Source organism: Microbacterium sp. OVT16B, assembly GCF_019969705.1.
In the GTDB taxonomy this organism is placed as follows: Bacteria; Actinomycetota; Actinomycetes; order Actinomycetales; family Microbacteriaceae; genus Microbacterium; species Microbacterium natoriense.
This window is the reverse complement of record NZ_JAHXZA010000001.1, coordinates 3,698,091-3,717,151: the sequence shown is the minus strand read 5'-3', so window position 1 is coordinate 3,717,151 and position 19,061 is coordinate 3,698,091. Positions and strand designations below refer to the sequence as shown.

15 protein-coding genes are annotated in these 19,061 nt (G+C 66.9%); 9 read left to right on the top strand and 6 right to left on the bottom strand.

From position 1 onward, the window contains the following. Positions 1-9 precede the first annotated feature (9 nt). Positions 10-1,710 (top strand): AarF/ABC1/UbiB kinase family protein, encoded by a 1,701-nt coding sequence (locus LC438_RS17385; protein ID WP_223587330.1) that lies wholly within the window; start codon positions 10-12, stop codon positions 1,708-1,710. Between the two features lie 24 nt (positions 1,711-1,734). Here the strand turns inward: LC438_RS17385 and LC438_RS17380 are convergent, their stop codons facing one another. Beyond that, positions 1,735-3,327, bottom strand: coding sequence for an SDR family oxidoreductase (locus tag LC438_RS17380; protein ID WP_223587329.1), 1,593 nt, complete (start codon positions 3,325-3,327; stop codon positions 1,735-1,737). 183 nt (positions 3,328-3,510) lie between these two features. Between LC438_RS17380 and LC438_RS17375 the strand changes: the two genes are divergently transcribed. Then, positions 3,511-3,984: an SRPBCC family protein gene (locus tag LC438_RS17375; RefSeq protein WP_223587328.1), complete on the top strand. Its 474-nt coding sequence runs from the start codon at positions 3,511-3,513 to the stop codon at positions 3,982-3,984. After that, a complete protein-coding gene (locus LC438_RS17370; protein WP_223587327.1) occupies positions 3,981-4,298 on the top strand; it encodes a metalloregulator ArsR/SmtB family transcription factor in 318 nt (105 codons plus the stop codon). Before LC438_RS17375 ends, LC438_RS17370 begins: the two co-directional genes overlap by 4 nt. A gap of 910 nt (positions 4,299-5,208) precedes the next feature. Here the strand turns inward: LC438_RS17370 and LC438_RS17365 are convergent. Together LC438_RS17365 and LC438_RS17360 are read right to left on the bottom strand one after the other, a co-directional pair. Then, the gene (locus LC438_RS17365) at positions 5,209-8,256 is read right to left on the bottom strand and encodes a GH32 C-terminal domain-containing protein (RefSeq protein ID WP_374197883.1); all 3,048 of its coding nucleotides are present in this window, start codon (positions 8,254-8,256) and stop codon (positions 5,209-5,211) included. Between the two features lie 134 nt (positions 8,257-8,390). Further along, complete coding sequence (locus LC438_RS17360) at positions 8,391-9,431, bottom strand: LacI family DNA-binding transcriptional regulator (protein ID WP_223587326.1); 1,041 nt, start codon at positions 9,429-9,431, stop codon at positions 8,391-8,393. Between the two features lie 115 nt (positions 9,432-9,546). Here LC438_RS17360 and LC438_RS17355 point away from each other — a divergent pair, with 115 nt between their 5' ends. The 5 genes from LC438_RS17355 (at position 9,547) to LC438_RS17335 (ending at position 13,790) form a co-directional block, all read left to right on the top strand. Then, on the top strand, positions 9,547-10,659 hold the full coding sequence (locus LC438_RS17355; RefSeq protein WP_223587325.1) for a substrate-binding domain-containing protein: 1,113 nt from the start codon (positions 9,547-9,549) through the stop codon (positions 10,657-10,659). Between the two features lie 101 nt (positions 10,660-10,760). Further along, positions 10,761-11,765 carry an ABC transporter permease gene (locus LC438_RS17350; protein ID WP_223587324.1) on the top strand — a complete coding sequence of 335 codons (1,005 nt, stop codon included), beginning with the start codon at positions 10,761-10,763 and terminating at the stop codon, positions 11,763-11,765. Continuing rightward, positions 11,762-12,562 (top strand): ATP-binding cassette domain-containing protein, encoded by an 801-nt coding sequence (locus LC438_RS17345; RefSeq protein WP_223587323.1) that lies wholly within the window; start codon positions 11,762-11,764, stop codon positions 12,560-12,562. Before LC438_RS17350 ends, LC438_RS17345 begins: the two co-directional genes overlap by 4 nt. Then, positions 12,559-12,867: a putative quinol monooxygenase gene (locus LC438_RS17340; protein WP_223587322.1), complete on the top strand. Its 309-nt coding sequence runs from the start codon at positions 12,559-12,561 to the stop codon at positions 12,865-12,867. The genes LC438_RS17345 and LC438_RS17340 overlap by 4 nt, the downstream gene beginning before the upstream one ends. Further along, positions 12,864-13,790, top strand: coding sequence for a carbohydrate kinase (locus LC438_RS17335; RefSeq protein ID WP_223587321.1), 927 nt, complete (start codon positions 12,864-12,866; stop codon positions 13,788-13,790). The genes LC438_RS17340 and LC438_RS17335 overlap by 4 nt, the downstream gene beginning before the upstream one ends. A 297-nt stretch (positions 13,791-14,087) precedes the next feature. On the opposite strand, the gene LC438_RS17330 is transcribed toward LC438_RS17335, so the two are convergent. Then, positions 14,088-14,252 carry a hypothetical protein gene (locus LC438_RS17330; protein WP_223587320.1) on the bottom strand — a complete coding sequence of 55 codons (165 nt, stop codon included), beginning with the start codon at positions 14,250-14,252 and terminating at the stop codon, positions 14,088-14,090. Positions 14,253-14,258: 6 nt separating this feature from the next. Beyond that, complete coding sequence (locus LC438_RS18600; protein WP_263294840.1) at positions 14,259-14,381, bottom strand: hypothetical protein; 123 nt, start codon at positions 14,379-14,381, stop codon at positions 14,259-14,261. Between the two features lie 511 nt (positions 14,382-14,892). Here LC438_RS18600 and LC438_RS17325 point away from each other — a divergent pair. Beyond that, positions 14,893-18,594: a hypothetical protein gene (locus LC438_RS17325; RefSeq protein ID WP_223587319.1), complete on the top strand. Its 3,702-nt coding sequence runs from the start codon at positions 14,893-14,895 to the stop codon at positions 18,592-18,594. A gap of 46 nt (positions 18,595-18,640) precedes the next feature. Here LC438_RS17325 and LC438_RS17320 read toward each other — a convergent pair whose 3' ends face one another. Next, entirely contained in the window at positions 18,641-18,967 is a 327-nt protein-coding gene (locus LC438_RS17320; protein WP_223587318.1) for a hypothetical protein, read from the bottom strand. Positions 18,968-19,061: the final 94 nt, after the last annotated feature.

Sequence of the window (19,061 nt, the reverse complement as noted above, 5' to 3'; positions counted from 1 at the left end):
GACGGCGCGATGACGGATGCTGCGGCGCAGGGCGCCCACCGCGCCCGCTACCGCCGCATCCTGTCGTTCGCGGCGCGCGAGTTCCTCGCCATCTGGTGGTTCGAGCTCGTCCTGCCCCGCATCGGGCTGAGCCGGGTGTCCGAGCGCACGCGCGCCGGTCGGATGCAGCGCTTCGCCCGGCGCTTCCACGCCCTCGCGATCGCTCTGGGCGGGCTCATGATCAAGGTCGGGCAGTTCATGTCGTCCCGCCTCGACGTGCTCCCGCCGGAGATCACGAAGGAGCTGGAAGGGCTGCAGGACGAGGTGCCCGCCGTGCCGTTCGCCGACATCCGCGTCGTCGCCGAGGACGAGCTGGGGGTTCCGCTGGAGCGCGCCTACGCGTGGTTCGACGAGAACCCCGTGGCCGCGGCATCCCTCGGCCAGGCGCACCGCGCCCGGCTCTCCGACCTCGACGCCGCCGACACCGGCCTCGAGAACGTCGTCGTCAAGGTGCAGCGACCGGGCATCGACGCGATCGTCGCGACCGACCTCGCCGCCCTCCGCCGGGTCGCGCGCTGGCTCACCCGCGTGCGGATCGTCGCCGACCGCGTCGACGCCCCCGGTCTCGTCGAGGAGTTCGCGCAGACGAGCCTCGAGGAGATCGACTACCTGCACGAGGCCGCGAGCGCCGAGAGGTTCCGCGAGAACTTCGCCGACGACCCCCGCGTCGACACCCCGGAGATCGTCTGGGAGCGCTCGACGCGTCGGGTGCTGACCCTGTCGGACGTCACCGCGATCAAGATCAACGACACCGACGCCCTGCGGACGGCGGGCATCGACCCCTCCGAGGTCGCCGACGTGTTCGCCGAGGTCATGTTCGACCAGGTCTTCACCCACAGCTTCGTGCACGCCGACCCGCACCCCGGCAACATCTTCGTGACCCCGGTGCCGGCATCCGCCGCTGGGGAACGCGGCTTCCGGCTCACCTTCATCGACTTCGGGATGATGGCCGAGGTGCCCGACAGCCTCCGCGACGGGCTGCGCACCCTCCTCATAGCGATCGCCGGGCGCGACAGCCGTGGCCTCGTGAAGGCCGCGCAGGAGATCGGCGTGCTGCTGCCCTCGGCCGACACGGCCGAGCTCGAACGCGCGCTGACCGCCCTGTTCGCGCGTTTCGGCGGCATGGGCTTCGCCGAGCTCAGCACGGTCGACCCGCGGGAGTTCCGCGACTTCGCCGACGAGTTCGGCGACATGGTGCGGTCGCTGCCCCTCCAGCTCCCCGAGAACATGCTGCTGCTGATCCGTGCCGTCTCGTTGACGTCGGGCATGTGCAGCAGCCTCGACCCGTCGTTCAACGTGTGGGATGCCGCGGAGCCCTACGCCGGGCGCCTGCTGCGCGACGAGTCCGGGAACCTGATTCAGGACCTCGCGAAGCAGGCCATGCAGAACGCCGCCGTGGCCTGGCGGCTGCCGAAGCGGATCGACGACATCATCACGCGCGTCGACGAGGGCAGCGTGACGTTCGACACGTCGCGCCTCGAACGGCGGCTCGATCGTCTGGAGGGCATCGCGAGGCGCATCGCCTCCGGGGTGCTGTTCGCGGCGCTTCTCATCGGCGGCGCCCTGCTCGTCCCGTCCGCTCCGCCGCTGGGGATCACGCTCGTCTGCGTGTCGGTGCTCCCGCTGCTGCACTCGCTGTTCGCGGGCGTGGGCAGGCGCGGGCCGCGCTAGTCCGTCCTGGGCGTCGCGCGACGGTCAGGTGTGCGAGGGGGCGGCGTCGTCCGCGATGTCCGCGACCGGAGTCATCGGCTCTCTGGGCATCTCGGCCGCCGCGGTGATCCGCGCCGCCATGCCCGCGAAGATGAAGCCGTGGAACGGCAGCACGGCCAGCCAGTACAGCCGCCCGCCCAGTCCGCGGGGGAAGAAAACGGCCCGCTGCTCGTACCTCGCCCGATCCCCCTCCGGCACCGCCCGCAGCTCCAGCCAGGCGTCGCCGGGCACCTTCATCTCGGCGCGCAGGCGCAGGAGGCTCCCGGCATCCGCATGCTCGACGGCCTCGACGCGCCAGAAGTCGATCGCGTCGCCGACCCTCGCGGCGCTCCGGCTGCGGCGTCCTCGTTGAAGCCCGACTCCGCCCACGAGCCGGTCCATCCACCCGCGCACGGCCCAGAGCAGCGGCGACGAGTACCACCCGTTCTCCCCGCCGATGCCGACGATGACGCGCCACAGGTCGGCGGCCGAGGCGTCGGTCTCGACGGTGCGCGCGTCGGTGAACACCGTGCGGCCGGCCCAGTCGGGGTCGCTCGGCAGCGGGTCGCTCGGGGCGCCGGACACCTCCGCATCCTGCCAGCTGGTCTCCACGCTGTCGGCGTCGAGCCGGCCCAGCGCGAGCGACACGGCCTGGCGGTAGGGCGTGAGCCCGCCCGACGGGAGCGGGATGATCTCGTCCACCGCCCTGTCCTTCACGACGCACTCGTTCTGCAGCGATGCGACGAGCGGTCGCGCGATCGCGCGGGGCACCGGGGTGACGAGGTTCACCCAGTGCGAGGCGAGCCCCGGCGTGAGCACGGGCAGCGCGGCGATCGCCCGCTGCGGGAGTCCGGCCTCGACGGCATAGCCGTTCATCATCTGTCCGTACCGCAGCACGTCGGGTCCGCCGATGTCGACGGCGCGATTGACGTCGGCATCCACGCGGGCCGCCCCGAGGAGGTAGTGCAGCACGTCGCGCACCGCGATCGGCTGGATGCGGTTGCGCACCCACTTCGGCGCCGGCATGTACGGCAGCACCTCGGTCAGGTGCCGGATCATCTCGAAGGATGCCGAGCCCGAGCCGATCACCACGCCCGCCTGCAGCACGAGCGTCGGCACGCCGGACGCCAGGAGGATCTCTCCGACGCGCACGCGGGAGCGCAGGTGTGGGGAGAGCGCGACGTCGGCGGGATGAAGCCCGCCCAGGTACACGATGCGGTGCACGCCCGCGGTCGCCGCGGCCTCGGCGACGGTCTCCGCCGCCCTCTCGTCCGCCTCCTCGAAGCCCTTGCCCGCGCTCATCGAGTGGATCAGGTAGTAGATGACGTCGACATCGCGCACGGCGTCGGCGACGGCATCCGCGTCGTCGGCCGAGCCCTCGACGATCTCGCAGTCGGCTCCCCAGGGGAAGGATGCCGCCCGCGCTGCGTCGCGCGCGAGGATGCGCACGCGGTATCCGGCGTTCAGGAGTCGCGGGGTGAGGCGTCCGCCGATGTAGCCGGTCGCGCCGAGCACCAGCGCGCGCGGCGGGGTGCCGTCGTCGCGCGGGAGGGCGCGCAGTGCGTCTTCGTGTCCGGTGGGCTGGGTGAGATCGGCCATGCTCCGAGCGTAGGCGCGTGGTGCTCGAGGTCACAGCGGGTTGCGCGAACGCTCCGGACGTGAGACGGGGCCGTCGAACAAGTGCAACTCCAGGGTTGCGGTATCGAAGGTTGTGTGCAACTCTTGAGTTGCAGGTGAACGGCGATCCGGCCGCACCCCGGGAAAGGAACCATGATGGTCAACATGACTGAGAACCCCGCATCCGTCGTCGACGAGGAGACGTTCTCGGTGCGGCGCACGATCCGCATCGCGGCATCCGTCGACAAGGTCTGGCGCGCCGTGACCGAACCGGAGCACATCTCGCGCTGGTTCGGCCGCACGGTGCTCGACGGGGCCGGCGTCGGAGCGACCGGCACGATGACGTTCCCCGACTACGGGGCGATCCCGCTGCGCGTCGAGGCCTGCGACGAGCCGAACCTCATCGCCTACCGCTGGGGCAACGACGACGCGCAGGATGCACGACCTGAGGTGCTCGACCCCGAGACCTCGACGGTCTTCACATTCACGCTGGAGCCGATCGACGGCGGCACGCAGCTCACCGTCGTCGAGAGCGGCTTCGAGCGCACGTCGGCCCCGCTCGAGAACCTCGAGAGCCACCGCACCGGCTGGGACTCCGAGCTGGACAAGCTCGTCGCCCTGGTCGAAGGTGAAGTGTGACCGCGGACACTCTGATCCCCATGTTCGCCGCTCTCGCAGACGAGACGCGGTGGAGCATCCTGACGGCTCTCGGCGAGGGGGATGCCTCGGCATCCGCCCTCGCCGGGCGCCTGCCGGTGAGCCGTCAGGCCATCGCGAAGCACCTCGCGGTCCTGCAGGAGGTCGGCCTCGTCGAGCCGATCCCGGTCGGGCGCGAGGTGCGCTTCCGCGTGATGGGCGCCGAGCTCGCCGTCACCGCCGCGAAGCTCGACGCCATCGGCCGTGACTGGGACCGCCGCCTCGCCGCGATCAAGGAGATCGCCGAAGGGCTGTGAGCCGTCTGGTTCGGGTCGGCGCGTTCCGGCCTGCGTCGAGAATCGGTGGGGCTGCGCGCCGGATAGCCGTCGCGCCCGCATTCGCATTCGCAGAACTGTCGGAAACGGGGCGAGATGACACTGAATGTCACCTGGTGAGGGACGTATGGCTCTCTCGAGCCGCCCTTGTCGTGACACTTTCCTGCTGGTGCACTCGCATGCGTCGCTTGCTGGAAGTCATCGCGTCATTCGTCGCCCTGCCGGCCTCCCGCGTCCGGGGCTCGAGGTCGGACCTTGCCCGATCGCGCAGACGCGCGCGATCGCATCTGCCTCGCCCAGCAGCGATACACCGGACCTCATAGCGTCAGCGTGAACCGTCCGGGGACGGTTCATCGACAACGTACTTGCCGACCAAGGAGCGGTTCAGCCCCAACTCCGCGGTCAGTGAAAGAACCGTCTCCAGCAGCTAGTCGCGCGCACTCGTGAGACCGAGGATCAGAAGCAGAACGTGGAGTCCCAACTCGGACGGATCGAAGACGATCTCTCTTACGGAGCTACATACATCCGCGGCCGGCTTGAGCTGATCCGCGATCCCTGCGGGCTTTACAAGAATGCCAGAGACGGGATGCGACGACGACTTCAGCCAGGCAGTCTTCACCTGCATGTGGGTCATCGATCTCGAGCGCACGAAGTCTGAACTGTCCGAACCCGTCAAGATGCTCATCGAGGCGCCGATGGCAATGGCAGACCGCGCAGTTCGCGCAGGCGCCGATACAGAGTCCGCGTCCGCCCTTGCAGAACAAGAGAGCCCCCGGAACTCCGGGGGCTCTCTTGTTCATCGACCATGCCAATGGTTGGAACGAGCGTTTCTTGGCGGGATCAATCGGCGTGTAGGACGCAGATGCACTACGCCCCACACGCCGACTCGGCATCAGCGGAGACGGCTCCGGATTCGCCGCCGCAGAAGCGCCGCACCGGTGAGCACGGTCAGGACGCCCGCCGCCAGCAGCATCCACGGCTCGGCGCCGGTGTTCGCGAGGCCGCCCGGCAAGCCGCTGCCATCACTGCCCGGATCCGCTCCCGCACCGCCGCCGGTCCCGCCGCCGTCTCGCGCCGTGACCGTCAGCGGCGCCGACAGCTCGGAGCCATCCGCCCGCAGCACCACGAGCGTGTGCGCCCCGACCGGCGTAGCCGCGGGGATCGTCACCTGCTGACGGAAGTCTCCGTTCCCGTCGGCCGTGGCAGCCCCCAGCGAGACGGGATCCGACTTCAGCTCGAGCTTCACATCAGCCTCGGGCTCGAACCCGGTACCCGAGACGGTGACCGTGCCGCCGGCCTTCACCGTGTTGCTGCTGAGCGTGATCGCCGCCTCATCGACGGGGTCGGGAACCTGCCACATGGTGGGCGTGAGCGGCGTGACCGTGATGTCCTCGACGGTGGCTGCGCCCCCGCGAGACCAGGCGGAGACGGCCGTGGCGCCCGCCTCGGGGAACACCTGATCAGTGATCGACAGCATCCCGTCATCGGTGAACAGTTCGACGGATGCCCGATCCAGATAGATCTCGAGCGTGACCGTGCCGTCCTCATCGAGCGCGAGCGGGGCGTCGGAGACCGAGGCGAACGACGGGTGGAAGCCGACGTTCCCGGAGTTCGTCCGGTCGACGAAGAGCCTCCCGGATCGGGTGTCGTAGCCGATCTGCGTTCCCTTCTTCCCGTCGGAGAAGACCGTGATCCCCGCCGCATCCGCATCGCCCGGGCGCAACGTCACATCGAGCTTCGCCACCTCGGCGGACAACCCGAGCGCGGTGTCGCCGTCGACCGCGACGTCACTGAGCGTCTTCGCCGCCTTCTTGTCGAGCTGTCCGTCGATCTGCGAGACCACCTGCTGGCGCAGCCGCGGTCCATCGTCCGTGTCGGTGAGCACGATCTCTCGCGGCAGGCTCATCGAGCCGCGCCACGTCGAGGTCGGGATGTCTCCGGCGTAGTCCCAATTGTTCATCCAGCCCTGCATGATCCGGGATCCGGACGGAGTGCCGAAGTACGACACCGCGGCGTAGTAGTCGCGACCCCAATCGAGCCAGTCGTACCCCTCGAGCGCTGTCGGGACCGGCGCATCCGAGAACGTCACCTGATCGAACAGGATGTGCCCCCATCCCTGCCGATTGTTGTCGACGGCACGGATCGTCGCCTGCTTGCCCCGGAACTCCCCGACGTCCCACGACGCCCAGTCGAGGTTCTCGCTGTTCGAGCCGGTGGCGCTGCGCACCACGTCGCCGTCGACGATCAGGTTCACGCTCGTCTCGTTCGACCGTTTCCTCGACTCCTCGTCGCCGATGACGAGCTGGTCGAAGGTCAGATGCCCCCACCCGCCGGTGGCCTCGTCGCGGATGCGCAGCTGCGCGTCTCGGCCGTCGAACTCGGACACGTCCCAGGAGACCCAGTCGAGCTCACCGCCGTCGCGTCCGGTCGCAGAGCGCACGGCCTCGCCGTCGACGACCAGCTCCGCCTGGAGCGTTCCGTCGTCCCGACGACCGCCGCCGATCAGGAACGATGCGTAGTCGCCGTCGATCGTGAACGTCGGCGAGGTCATCGTGCCGATGTTCGCGTCCCCGCTGGGGCCGCCCTCGAAGGTGTTCACGCGCTTCGCGCCCAGGTAGTACTCCCCGCCCTGCGTCGCAGGGTTCCGTGACGGGTCGACGGCGAAGTCGCCCGTGAGCTCCCAGCCGGTGCTCTGCAGCGTCTCCCCCTCGGGCAGCTCGAAGTCGAAGATCGTGCGCCCCTCGGGCGGCTCGTTGCCGATCTGCCCACCCGGGACATGCGGATGCTTGCCGCCTCCGACGAGCAGGTTGATGTAGTCGTCCTCGATCGTGAACTCGGGTGACTCCAGGGTGCCGATCGCCCAGTCGTGGTCGAGGAAGCTGTTCGCGAGACCCTCCCCGATGAAGCCGGTAACCGGGCTCTGGCCCTCCAGCGCACCCGTCGCCGGCACGCTTCCCCACGGCCCGTTCGCCCAGTTCCCGGGCTCGTTGGAGGCGGTCCAGCCGTCGTAGTCACCGTCGTCGAAGCCCGCGAACGTCGTGCCGGCAGGCAGCTCCGCAGGGCCGTCCGTGCTCTCCGAGGTGAAGGTCACGCCGTCGAACTCGCCGACGAAGTACTGCCCACCGCTGCCACCGTTGACCGCGCCGGGGTTGAGGTTGACCACCATGACCCACTTGGTGTTCTCCGGGTCGCCGTCGACCGGAAGCTCGAACAGGTCGGGACATTCCCAGATGCCGGCGGTCGAGTTCGCAGGCCCGAAATCGGAGAGGTGCTCCCACGACTTGAGATCAGTGCTCTTGTACAGAACCACCTTATGGTCGAGTGCCTCGACCGCGGTCATGACCCAGTACGAACCGGCCGGGCCGTCGTACCAGAACACCTTCGGGTCGCGGAAGTTCGCCGACTTCCGGTCGAGAACGGGGTTGCCGTCGTACTTGGTCCAGGTCTGTCCGCCGTCGAGGCTGTACGCGAGCGACTGGGCCTGGATTCCCGGGTGCTCCGGGTGCTCCGGCGTATACGCGGAGGTGTAGATCGCGACGAGCGGCTGCGACCCCGCAGGGCCGAACCCGGCCGAGTTGTCCTCGTCGACGACGATCGACCCCGAGAAGATGTCCTCGATGGAGTCGCCGTCCTCATCGAACGTCTGCCCGATCGCCAGCGGCTGCTCCTCCCAGTGCAGCAGATCCGACGACGTGGCGTGGCCCCAGCTCATGTTCCCCCACCGGGTTCCGGCCGGGTTGTGCTGGTAGAAGAGGTGATACGTCCCGTCGACGTAGACCATGCCGTTCGGATCGTTCATCCAGTTCTTCTCGGGCGTGAAGTGGATCAGCGGACGGTACTGCTCCTCCCCAGGCTGAGGTTCGGCGGCCGCCGCGGGGAGCACGCAGCCGAGGGCCAGCATCGCGCTCACCGCCCCGCCGATGATGATGCTTCCGGGCATGCGGGACTGCGTCCGACGTGGACGTCTCGGATCAGGCAACGGTTCGCTCTCCTTCGTGCGATCAGTGGGTTGACATCGATGTCAATCATTGATGAAGGAGCTTAGAGGGTCGCCGCCGCCCAATGCAACAGCGATCAGGAGGTCGGCTGCGGAGCGATCTCGCCGCTGCCTCGCGGGATCAGCGCCACCGGGACGACGGTCTTCGTCGGGGCATCGTCATCGTCGCCGAGAAGCGCGAACAGCCTCTCAGCCGCGAGCGTTCCCATGTGCTGCGGGTCCTGCGCCACCACGGTCACACCCGGATCCATGAGGTCGGCGAGCGCGACGTCGTCGAAGCCGACGAGGGCGGTCGACCGGGAGAGACCAGCGGCCCGGAGTGCGTGCACTGCCCCGATCGTGATGAGGTTCTGGGCACTGAAGACCGCGGTGGGCGGAGAGCCCGAAACCAGGAGGCGCGCGAGTGCGGCCTGGGCTCCCTCCGCGTCGCGCAGGCCCGTGACGATCAGCTCCTCCGCCACCGGCACCCCGGCTTCGGCCAGGGCGTCGAGGTAGCCCTGGCGCCGCTCGCGGGCAGTGATGAGGTCGAGCCGGTCGGTGAGCAGCGCGATTCGCTGATGCCCGTGCGCGAGCAGGTGCGCCGTCGCGACCGCCGCTCCCGCGCGGTTGTCACTGGCGACGCTATCGACCTCGGGCTCCACCGGCTCACGGTCGACGTAGACGACGGGCAGGCCGCGCTCGCGCAGCAGGGGCAGATACTCGGGATGATCGCTGGCCGTGGTGAGGATCAGTCCGTCGACGCGGCGCTGGAGGAACGCCCGCACAGCCTCCGATTCCCGACCGGCATCGTCATCCATGCTCGAGGCGAAGACGGCGACGCCACGGGCGGATGCGATGTCCTCCACCGCCCGATGGATGGCGCCGGCGAACGGGTTGTCCACGCTTCCGACCAGGAGGCCGAGGGTGCGGGTGCGCCCGTCGGCGCGTCGCAGACTCCCCGCCTGCAGGTCGAGCTGATAGTCGAGTTCGCGAACCGCGTTCCACACCCGTTCTGCCGTGGCCTCTGTGACATTCGGCTCGTCGTTGATGACGCGGGACACCGTCTTGACCCCGACGCCTGCGAGCGCGGCGACGTGCTTCATCGTGGCGCGAGGCCGGTGCGCCGGGGATGTCGACATCGATGTCACGCTTGAGTCTCATTTCCTGAAGGGTGACTTGACTCTACTTGAGCGATCGACTAGAAAATCCCTTGACATCGTTGTCAACCCGGCGACGACGGCCGAGAGGAACTCAATGACGAAGCACACCCCACGATTCACCCGCGCCGTTCTGGCCGCGGTCTCGGTGTCGGCAGGTCTCGCGCTGACACTGACCGGCTGCTCCGGCGGCACGAACGCCGCCGGCGGCGGATCCGACGATGACACGATCGGCGTGTCGCTCATCGTGAAGACCAACTCCAACCCGTTCTTCGTGGCGATGCAGGACGGCGCCAAGGCCGCGGCCGAGAAGGACGGCGTCTCGCTCACCCTCGCCGCCGGCAAGGAAGACGGCGATGAAGACACCCAGATCCAGGCCATCGAGGCGGCCATCTCCAAGGGCGACAAGGGCATCCTGATCACCCCCAACGGCCCGGCCGTGCTCGACGCGATCGACAAGGCCCGTGACGCGGGGATCTTCGTGATCGCCCTCGACACCGCGCCCGACCCCGCCGACGCCGTGGACATCACGTTCGCGACCGACAATTTCCTCGCCGGACAGTACGTCGGCCAGTGGACCGCCGCCACCCTCGACGGCGAAGACGCCGTCATCGGACTCGTCGACCTGTTCGACGACAAGGCCGTGAGCGTGGACTACAACCGCGACCAGGGCTTCCTCGACGGCATGGGCATCGAGCTCGGCGACGACCAGGTCAACGGGGACGAGGAGTCCGAGGGCTCCTACACCGGCGGCAAGGGCGGCTCCTACACGATCGTCGGCAACGAGGCGTCCCAGGGCGCCGAGGACGGCGGGCGCACGGCGATGGAGAACCTCCTCGCGAAGAACCCCGACATCAACGTCGTCTACACGATCAACGAACCCGCAGCCTACGGCGCCTACCAGGCCCTCGAAGCTGCCGGCAAGAGCAAGGACGACGTCCTGATCGTCTCGATCGACGGCGGCTGCGCCGGTGTCGGCCAGGTCGAGGACGGGATCATCGACGCAACGAGCCAGCAGTACCCGGTGAAGATGGCCGAGCTCGGCGTCCAGGCGATCGTCGACCTCGTCAACGACGGCACGAAGCCCGAGAACTCCGAAGGCCTCGACTTCTTCAACACCGGCGTCGAGCTCGTGACCGACCAGCCTGTCGACGGCGTGAAGTCGATCGACACCGCCGAAGCCTCCGGCATCTGCTGGGGCGGCGAGTAAGCAGTACTCCTGCGGATGCCGCGGGCCGGAACACGTGCCCGCGGCATCCCGCAACGACCTACGGAAGTGACATCTTGACGCAAACAGCCCCCACATCCTCCTTGGATCTCGCTGCGGAGTTCCTCGACCACCGCACGCCGGTGGATCGGGTCCGCGGCGTCCTGCACCGGTACCCGGCGATCAGCCCGGCCGTCGTGCTCGTCATCGCGGTGATCGTGTTCGGCACGATCAACCCGCGCTTCTTCGCCGCCGCGAACCTCTCGCTCGTGCTCGACCAGGTCTCGGTCGTCGGCACCGTCGCCATCGCGCAGACCCTGATCATCCTCACCGCGGGCATCGACCTCTCGGTGGGCGCCCTGATGATCGGCACCTCGATGGTCATGGCACAGACCGCCGCGAACAACGGCCTCCCTGCACCCGTCGCCCTGCTCGTCGGGCTCATCGCCGCCCTCGTCGCCGGAGCCCTGAACGGTCTGCTCGTCACCCGCGTGAAGCTGCCCCCGTTCATCGCGACCCTCGGTACGTTCAACGTCTTCATCGCCCTGACGCTGCTCTACAGCGGCGGCCAGACGATCCGGAAGTCGGACATGCCGGAGCTGCTAACCTGGACCGCCACGGCGCTGCCGCTCGGCGACGTCCGCCTCACGGTCGGCGTGCTGGTCATGCTCGCGCTGTACGCCCTCGTCGCGTACATCCTCGGCCGCACCGCCTGGGGTCGCCACGTGTACGCCGTCGGCGACGACGCGGATGCCGCACGCCTCGCCGGCATCTCGACCAGGAAAGTGCTCTTCAGCGTCTACATCGCGGCTGGCGCCATCCTCGCCGTCGCCGCCTGGATCCAGATCGGCCGATCGGGAGCCGCCAGCCCCAACGCGGGCGCCGACCTCAACCTCGACTCCATCACGGCCGTCGTGATCGGCGGGACCTCGCTGTTCGGCGGTCGCGGCATCATCTGGGGCACGCTGCTGGGCGCCATCATCGTCGGCGTCTTCCGCAACGGCCTCTTCCTCGCCGGCGTCGACGGTCTCTACCAGACCCTCGCGATCGGCATCCTCGTCATCGTCGCGGTCGCCATCGACCAGTGGATCCGAAAGGTACGCAAATGAGCCAGACAGCGGAAGCCCTCTCGCCCGCACCGACCCCCACCGGCGTGCCCGTGCTCGAGGCCAAGCGTCTCGTGAAGACGTTCGGCCGCGTGGTCGGGCTCGACGGCGTGAGCCTGAAGCTCCACGCCGGCGAAGTCCTCGCCGTGATTGGCGACAACGGCGCGGGCAAGTCGACGCTGATCAAGTGCCTCACCGGCGCATACATCCCCGACGAGGGACAGCTGCTTCTCGACGGACAGCCGGTGCAGTTCAAGGGGCCGCAGGACGCACGCAACGCCGGGATCGAGACGGTCTATCAGAACCTCGCCGTCTCCCCCGCGCTCGACGTGGCCGCCAACCTCTACCTCGGGCGCGAACGCCGCAAGCCCGGCATCCTCGGCTCCGTGTTCCGTGCGCTCGACACCGCCGGCATGCGCAAGGACGCCCGCGACCAGGTGCTGAAGCTGGGGATCTCCACGCTGCAGGATGTGACCGTCTCGGTCGAGAACCTCTCCGGGGGTCAGCGTCAGGCCGTGGCCGTGGCGCGAGCGGCGGCCTTCGGTTCGAAGGTGGTCATCCTCGACGAGCCGACCGCGGCCCTGGGCGTGCGCGAATCGAACCAGGTGCTCGAGCTCATCGAGAACCTCCGAGGCAACGGCGTGCCCGTCATCCTCATCTCCCACAACATGCCGCACGTGTTCCAGGTGGCCGACCGCATCCACATCCAGCGTCTCGGCAAAAAGGCGGCGACAATCACGCCGCAGTCGCACAGCATGACGGATGCCGTGGCGATCATGACGGGAGCAGCACAGGCATGAGCGGCAGCCGAGTCGTCCTCTCCGCCGAGTTCACGGCGCTTCCCGCCGCGGCCGACGAGGTCGATGCCCTGATCCAGGAGTATGCGCAGACGGTGCGGGCCGAACCCGGCAACGAGAGGTTCGAGGTGTATCGCCGGGCCGAGGACCCGGACCGCTTCGTCGTCTTCGAGGTGTACCGCGACCGCGAAGCGTTCGATGCGCATCTCGGGGCGGAGGCCGGGCGTGCGTTCAACGCCGCGCTCGTGCCGAGGATCGTCGAACCGCAGAGCGTCCTCTCCTTCCTGACGCCCATCGGGCGTTCATGAGCCGTCACGTCCTCGTCATCGGAGAAGCTCTCGTCGATGTCGTCCATCGCGGAGATGGGCGCATCGACGAGAGCCCAGGCGGGAGTCCGGCCAACGTCGCCCTCGCGCTCGGCCGCCTCGGCGACACCGCGCACTTCCTGACCCAGCTCGGCGATGACGCGCATGGCGAGCAGGTGCGCGAGTGGCTGACCGCGGCAGGAGTCCGGGTCACCTCTTCGGCGACGACGCGGACGGCGACGGCGACCGCACGCCTCGACGATTCCGGCTCGGCGCGCTACGAGTTCGACATCTCCTGGTCCTTGGCCGAGGCTGCGTCCGCCGGCACCGACCGCGTCGGAGTCGTGCACACCGGCTCCATCGCCGCCCTGATGGCGCCAGGGGCAGCGGCGGTGCGCGCGCTTCTCACGGAGATGCGGGAGACATCGTTGATCACGTACGACCCCAACGTGCGTCCGGCACTTCTCCCCGACCATCGCCGGGCGGTCGCCGATGTGGAGAGCTTCGTCGCCCTCGCCGACGTCGTCAAGGCCAGCGACGAGGATCTCGCGTGGCTGTATCCCGACGTCGACCCCCTCGACGTGGCCCGGTCGTGGCTGGAACGCGGGCCGTCGGTGATCGTGGTCACGGAGGGCGCGAACGGTGCTTTCGCGGTGACCCGGGACGGCGTGACGCACGTTCCCGGGCGGCAGGTGGAGGTCGTGGACACGGTCGGGGCGGGCGACACGTTCATGAGCGCGCTCATCCACGGCCTCCTCGATCTCGGCCTCGACTCGGCGGAATCGCGCGAGAAGCTGCGCCGCATCGACGGCAGCTCCCTCGCTGGGCTCCTCCGCTTCAGCGCGCGCGCAGCCGCAGTCACCGTCTCCCGCCCAGGGGCGGATCCGCCCCTCCTCGGCGAGCTCGCCATACTGATTCCAGGCTGAATTTGGGGCGGTTTGTCCGAGCACCGTTCGGCTTCCACACGCCGATAGAGACCGTCCTCCCCGGGCGTCTGAAGCGAAGGGTCGAAAGCGTAACGCGACCACGACGCCGGTGTTCGGTACAGGGGTCCGCTGTAGGAACTGGTGACAGTTTCGGTTAGGTCGCGAGGGTCAGGTTCTTGGTCATGGTGGTCTCGAACTCGATGGGTGTCAAACGGCCCAGGCGTTGTCGCCGCAGGATGTGACTCTGCACCACAACGGGGATCCCGTCAGCGGCGAGCTCTCTCACGAGCGGGTACATCATTCTCCCGACAGATGAGCCTGGGCGAAATACGCCGCCGCCCGCCGCAGCACCTCGTTCTCCTGCTCGAGCAGCCGATTCCGCTTGCGCAACTCACGCAGCTCGGCGTTCTCCGTCGCGGTCGTCCCGGGCTTCGCTCCCGTCTCGACAGCGGCCTGTCGCATCCAGTTCTACAGACACGCCTCGCTGAACCCGAAGTCCGCCGCGATCTGACGCAACGGGACGCCGGGCTCACGGTTCTCCGTGACGCGAACCACGTCGTCACGAGACTCACGCGAATAGGGCTTAGGCATGATGTTCATCCTTCCAGCAGCACCCCCAGGCGCCACAGCTCAGATGTAACCAGTTCCTACAGCAGACCCGTGTCATGCAAAGGCCGGTCGTGTCGCCGAAACGCGGTTCCGACAAGAGCTCTTCCTGCGCTCGCGGTCGTCCCATCTGCGATAGGGCGCGAATGTCGCCACTGCGAGGCGTCGGCGGGGTCATTCGGGCTCCGGAATAGGAACGCCCGGGCGTGGTCCTTCACGACCGTGTCCATGTCTCCCTCGAAGCAACTGTCCCGAACGACTTCGTCTCGGGACTCGCGTGGGCAAGGCTTAGGCATGGCGTTCATCCTTCCAGCGATGCCTTACAGCACCACAGCTCAGATGTCACTTGTTCCTGCAGCAGACCCTTCTCCCCGTTGAACAACATCTTCAACGCACAGTAATGGGCTGGGATGTCGCCGGCTTGCGCTTGAATGCTTGCGTGGGGAAAAGCAGACAATCTCGTAGAAACAAGCGGCCTCGAGCTCAACCGCGCGCGGTGAGCGCCACGCAACTGGAGCCAGACGCACTCGAACAAGCCTTTTCAGCGTACGATCCGGACGAGCTCTGGACGTTGATATTCGCCGCCGCCACGTCCCCGGGCAACAGGCATCGATCGGTGACATTGGGAAGCAGCTTCGCGGCCGCACTACGAGCCTCCGCCGCTCCGGCATCAGACGAGTACCAGTCGCTGCCGTCGATCCAAGCACTGTCCGATCTAGTGGCTACCACCTATGGGATCGGCCCGGCGCGTGAAGACTTCATTCCCACCGACCCGACCCGAACAGCCTTCCTCGCCGTCGGCTCTGAATCGCTGCGTGCAGTTCCTGGCCTCACCGAACGGCCCGTCGCTGATCTCACGCGCGCGCTCAGAATGGCCGAAGCGGTAGACGATCGGCTCCGCAGGCGATTTCGATTCGGTATCGCGAACGTGGTCAACCTGGCGATGAGGTACGGCGATCTCTGTGTCCGCCACCTTGCGGACGCGTGGGTGGCAGTCCCGGACCTCGAGCTCAGCGACGAAGTTTCATTGCCGGGCGCTGAGTACGAAGCGACGCGCGACTTCCTCAACATGGACCCCGTCGACCACATCGAACTCGACGAGGCTGACAAAAGGGCGTTGGAATGGATGACGAACTCCGCGGGTGGGGCCGCGTTCGATATCGAGAGCCCGTCCAGTCCATTCGGGAGGTTCCTCCGCTTTGGTGACTCCGCTGGCGGATTCCGATGGGTGCCGCCACTCTTCGTTCCAGAGATCATGGCTCATGCCGTACAAGAATTGATATCCGCGCTCGATCGAGACGGGCATGCGCGACGGGCACTCCGGAGTTCTTGCCTGAACCAGATCCGCCAGGCCCTATGGCGCTTTTCCGACACCTTGATCGAAGCCCCTCCCAGCAGCGAAGGTGTCGATTCCCCGCTTCGAGGGATCGACGTTCAGTGGCTGGTGCCGGTGAACCCATCCACCTGCATCGCAGTCTCGGTCATTTATGTTCCCGATCTGGGGTCTACGCCACCGCCGCGCATCGGCTCAGTGGATCTGGCGAAACAGATTAGGTCGCAATCCGACCCAGTTTCGGTGCGCATGGCGGGCGGGCGACAAGGAACCATCAAACCGGGTACGGAGGTCATCCCGCTGACGGTGTTCGCTGCGGCCGGTCACATCGCTGTGTCGCAGGCGGTCGGTGAAGCCAACCTCGCGCTCGAAGACTTGACCTGGATCGCGGGAACGGCGACGTCCGACGATGATCTCTACGCATTCACGCGGGATCTGAGCGCTCCCGATTTCCCCGAGAGTTTCGGGTGGGAAGCGATCAACTACTGGGAACCATGGAAGGCCAACGGCAAGTCGTTCTTCAAGGGCGGTGTGATACCTACTGCCGTCTACTTTGAAGCGCATGCGGGCGAGGCCGAGTGGGATCGAGCGGTAGAGCTCTCGGATCTCGAAGTGGCGCTCCACAGGGTGGGGCTTCCCCCGATTCGAGACCTCCGAGCAGCTGAGGTCGCCCCGGGACCCGTCGCAAATGTCGCGATGATCGCTGGTGACTCCAAGTACGAGGCCACCCGCGGCGTCGCCACCGCGCCTGGTGTTGACGGGTGGTCCCTCGCTCTCACCGAACCCCCCGTTGCGGTGGCGCGGGCGAGCGTGGAGAAACTGTCTGCCGATCATCGACGGTTTATCTTCGACTTATGCGGCGGGCTAATCTACGGCTTCGCTTCGCTTGGTGATCGATGGCGTTCCGCGCACCAGACGAACGATGTGCCCGGATATGTCCTCTATCTCCACACATCGGAAACGGCCTCGGATGAATCAACCAGCGTGGTCACGGCGTATCTCGACCCCGTCGCGCGTGCCGTCGATGAACCAGTCAACGTTTTGTGGCGCATCGATGTCGAAAGATTCGCAGACTCGGCAAATGGAGATCCGCACGCGGCGAATCTCCTAACAGTGGACGCAGTGTTCGACCTCCTCCGCGCGGGAGGCATGGATATTGAAGTTGCAGCGGCGCTCCGCGACCAGTGGCGCACAGCAAAACCCTTTCTCATCCTGGAGATGAAGCAGTCGCGGACCACTCTCAATCACCTGCCTGATCCGTGGCGTCTACGACCCTCTGACGAGAGCCGCATGATTGCGGCTTTGGGGCGCCGACTCCACGATGCCGGCGTCGAACCTGGAGAGTACCGAGCGGACGACGCGAATCGACTTATCCGCGAACATCTTGCGCCCCTTGCTCTCGAAACTCTGATGGAAGGAATCAAGAGACACGACGTGAGCGAGGTGGTGTTGACGGGAATGGAGCAGCTGGCGAGAGTAATGGACAGCGCTATTCATCAGCAAGACGATCTGTCCCGAGTCGCGGCGAACCTCTCGACCGAATGGGATCCGCTCACCCGCACCGCCGAGCTCTCGGCGGAGACACTTCAGCTTCGTCAATGCAACGAGATCGTGGTGGAAGCCGCCTTGCGCATCCTGGATGCGTCGGCGGAAGCGAAGCCGATCACTCCTCAGGCGTGGAGCGGTCTTCTTGCCGCCGCAGACGCGTACCTCACCGCGACCACATTGAGCGAGCGGATGTATCACCAAATCGCGCCTGCAGTCATCAACCTCAGCCCGATGTACGAGCTGGCCGTCGACGACGATTCGCATCCCGACGTTTCGGCGTGGGGCCTGCGTAACGACGAATTGAGCCGTGCGGTCGCAAGCGTTCGGTTGTATGGCACTCAAGATGACGATTCGTTGCAACAGACGAACGAAGGAGACGACGTCGAGGGTGCTTTCCAGCAGGCATGGGGGGCGACGTCGCAGGACATGCTCTCCACCCTCGCCGCTCTCGCAAAGTGGGAGACGTTCGAGCCAGGCAGAACGACCGCGCACGTCACCGTGGCCGAAGCAACAGCATGGGTATGTGACGCGCTGGGCCGGGGCGCGGATGAGTTGCAGAGCACGCGTGTCGAAGCCGCTATCGGGATGCTCACGAGCACGGCCGTCCACATGCAAGCCGTGGATTGGAAGCCTTGGCAAACGCGCACACGGCGTCATCGGCTCCTCGTGCAACCGCTGGTGCAAGACTCGGACGGACGACTCATTGTCAGTCCGCAGTACTTACTGACCTCCGTTCAGGTCTACTACCGCCACCTCCTCCAAGGAGTTCTTCCCTGGGCGGGAGACGTCCCTCAGCCGGTCAGCAACGCGCTTGCGGACCGCCGTGCGCGCCGCAACATTCGGTTCGAAAGAATTCTCCAAACTCAGCTGGAGGAACTTGGATACATCACGATCGCCCGCGTGAAACCTAATGACCACGCGCGACTCGGCGTTCCGACTCTCACAACCGAAGTCGACCTCGTTTGCGGACGCCCTGGCGATAGCACCATCTGGTTGATAGAGGCGAAGGACCCTGCGTCGGTACACGGATTCGCTGAGACGGCACGCCAACTGCGCACCTTCTTCCGGGACAAGGTAGGAGACCGCGGGACCAAGCCCTGCTATACAACGCAGCTCGCCCGCAAGGAGAACGAACTAGCGCCCCACGTCGCGAGCATTGCGACGCGTCTCGGACTCGGCGACCCGCCTGACGGCGAGCAGTTTCACCTAAGCACCCTCTTCGTAACCCGAAATGTCACTCCGGCAAGTTACGTCGACGAGCGGTATCAAGTTGAGACGGCGACGGAGTTTCTCGCAGCTCGAGGCCGCACTCGTTAGGCAACAGGTGGGCGGCGCCCGCTGTGCCGTTGCATGGCCATAATCTCTATCGCCACTTCTGACCCTCGATGATCCGGGCCAGCGCGTCCACGTCGCCGCCACGCCTGAACCATTCCACGGGGCTGTGCTTCCCCTCAGTCACCATGGTCGACTGTTGCGTCGCCATCAGAGCGGATACCGAAATCCATCCCTTGTCTTTCACGATGTCGACGATCTCGGTCCGGTATGGCAGGAGTTTCCCCGGCGAGCCGACGGCGAGCCAGAACGTATGCGAGTCGGGCGAAACTAGGAGCACGCGTTCTCGATCGGATTTCGACGGGACAACCCGTAGCAAGGGCATCTTCTCGCCTCTCGATGCTTCGTAGATGATCAAGGCGGTTGCCGAGAGCTCAGACTTCTTCCTGCCACATGCCGGTCTCGTGCATGACATGGACGATCGCCCAGGACCAGAATGCTCGCTCTGCCCG

What these genes read in the sequence shown, in the direction of transcription:
- LC438_RS17385 (WP_223587330.1), top strand. Translation starts at nt 10, where the DNA reads ATGACGGATGCTGCGGCGCAGGGCGCCCACCGCGCCCGCTACCGCCGC.
- LC438_RS17380 (WP_223587329.1), bottom strand. Translation starts at nt 3,327, where the DNA reads ATGGCCGATCTCACCCAGCCCACCGGACACGAAGACGCACTGCGCGCC.
- LC438_RS17375 (WP_223587328.1), top strand. Translation starts at nt 3,511, where the DNA reads ATGACTGAGAACCCCGCATCCGTCGTCGACGAGGAGACGTTCTCGGTG.
- LC438_RS17365 (WP_374197883.1), bottom strand. Translation starts at nt 8,256, where the DNA reads ATGCCCGGAAGCATCATCATCGGCGGGGCGGTGAGCGCGATGCTGGCC.
- LC438_RS17360 (WP_223587326.1), bottom strand. Translation starts at nt 9,431, where the DNA reads ATGTCGACATCCCCGGCGCACCGGCCTCGCGCCACGATGAAGCACGTC.
- LC438_RS17355 (WP_223587325.1), top strand. Translation starts at nt 9,547, where the DNA reads ATGACGAAGCACACCCCACGATTCACCCGCGCCGTTCTGGCCGCGGTC.
- LC438_RS17345 (WP_223587323.1), top strand. Translation starts at nt 11,762, where the DNA reads ATGAGCCAGACAGCGGAAGCCCTCTCGCCCGCACCGACCCCCACCGGC.
- LC438_RS17340 (WP_223587322.1), top strand. Translation starts at nt 12,559, where the DNA reads ATGAGCGGCAGCCGAGTCGTCCTCTCCGCCGAGTTCACGGCGCTTCCC.
- LC438_RS17335 (WP_223587321.1), top strand. Translation starts at nt 12,864, where the DNA reads ATGAGCCGTCACGTCCTCGTCATCGGAGAAGCTCTCGTCGATGTCGTC.
- LC438_RS17330 (WP_223587320.1), bottom strand. Translation starts at nt 14,252, where the DNA reads ATGCGACAGGCCGCTGTCGAGACGGGAGCGAAGCCCGGGACGACCGCG.
- LC438_RS18600 (WP_263294840.1), bottom strand. Translation starts at nt 14,381, where the DNA reads ATGCCTAAGCCCTATTCGCGTGAGTCTCGTGACGACGTGGTTCGCGTC.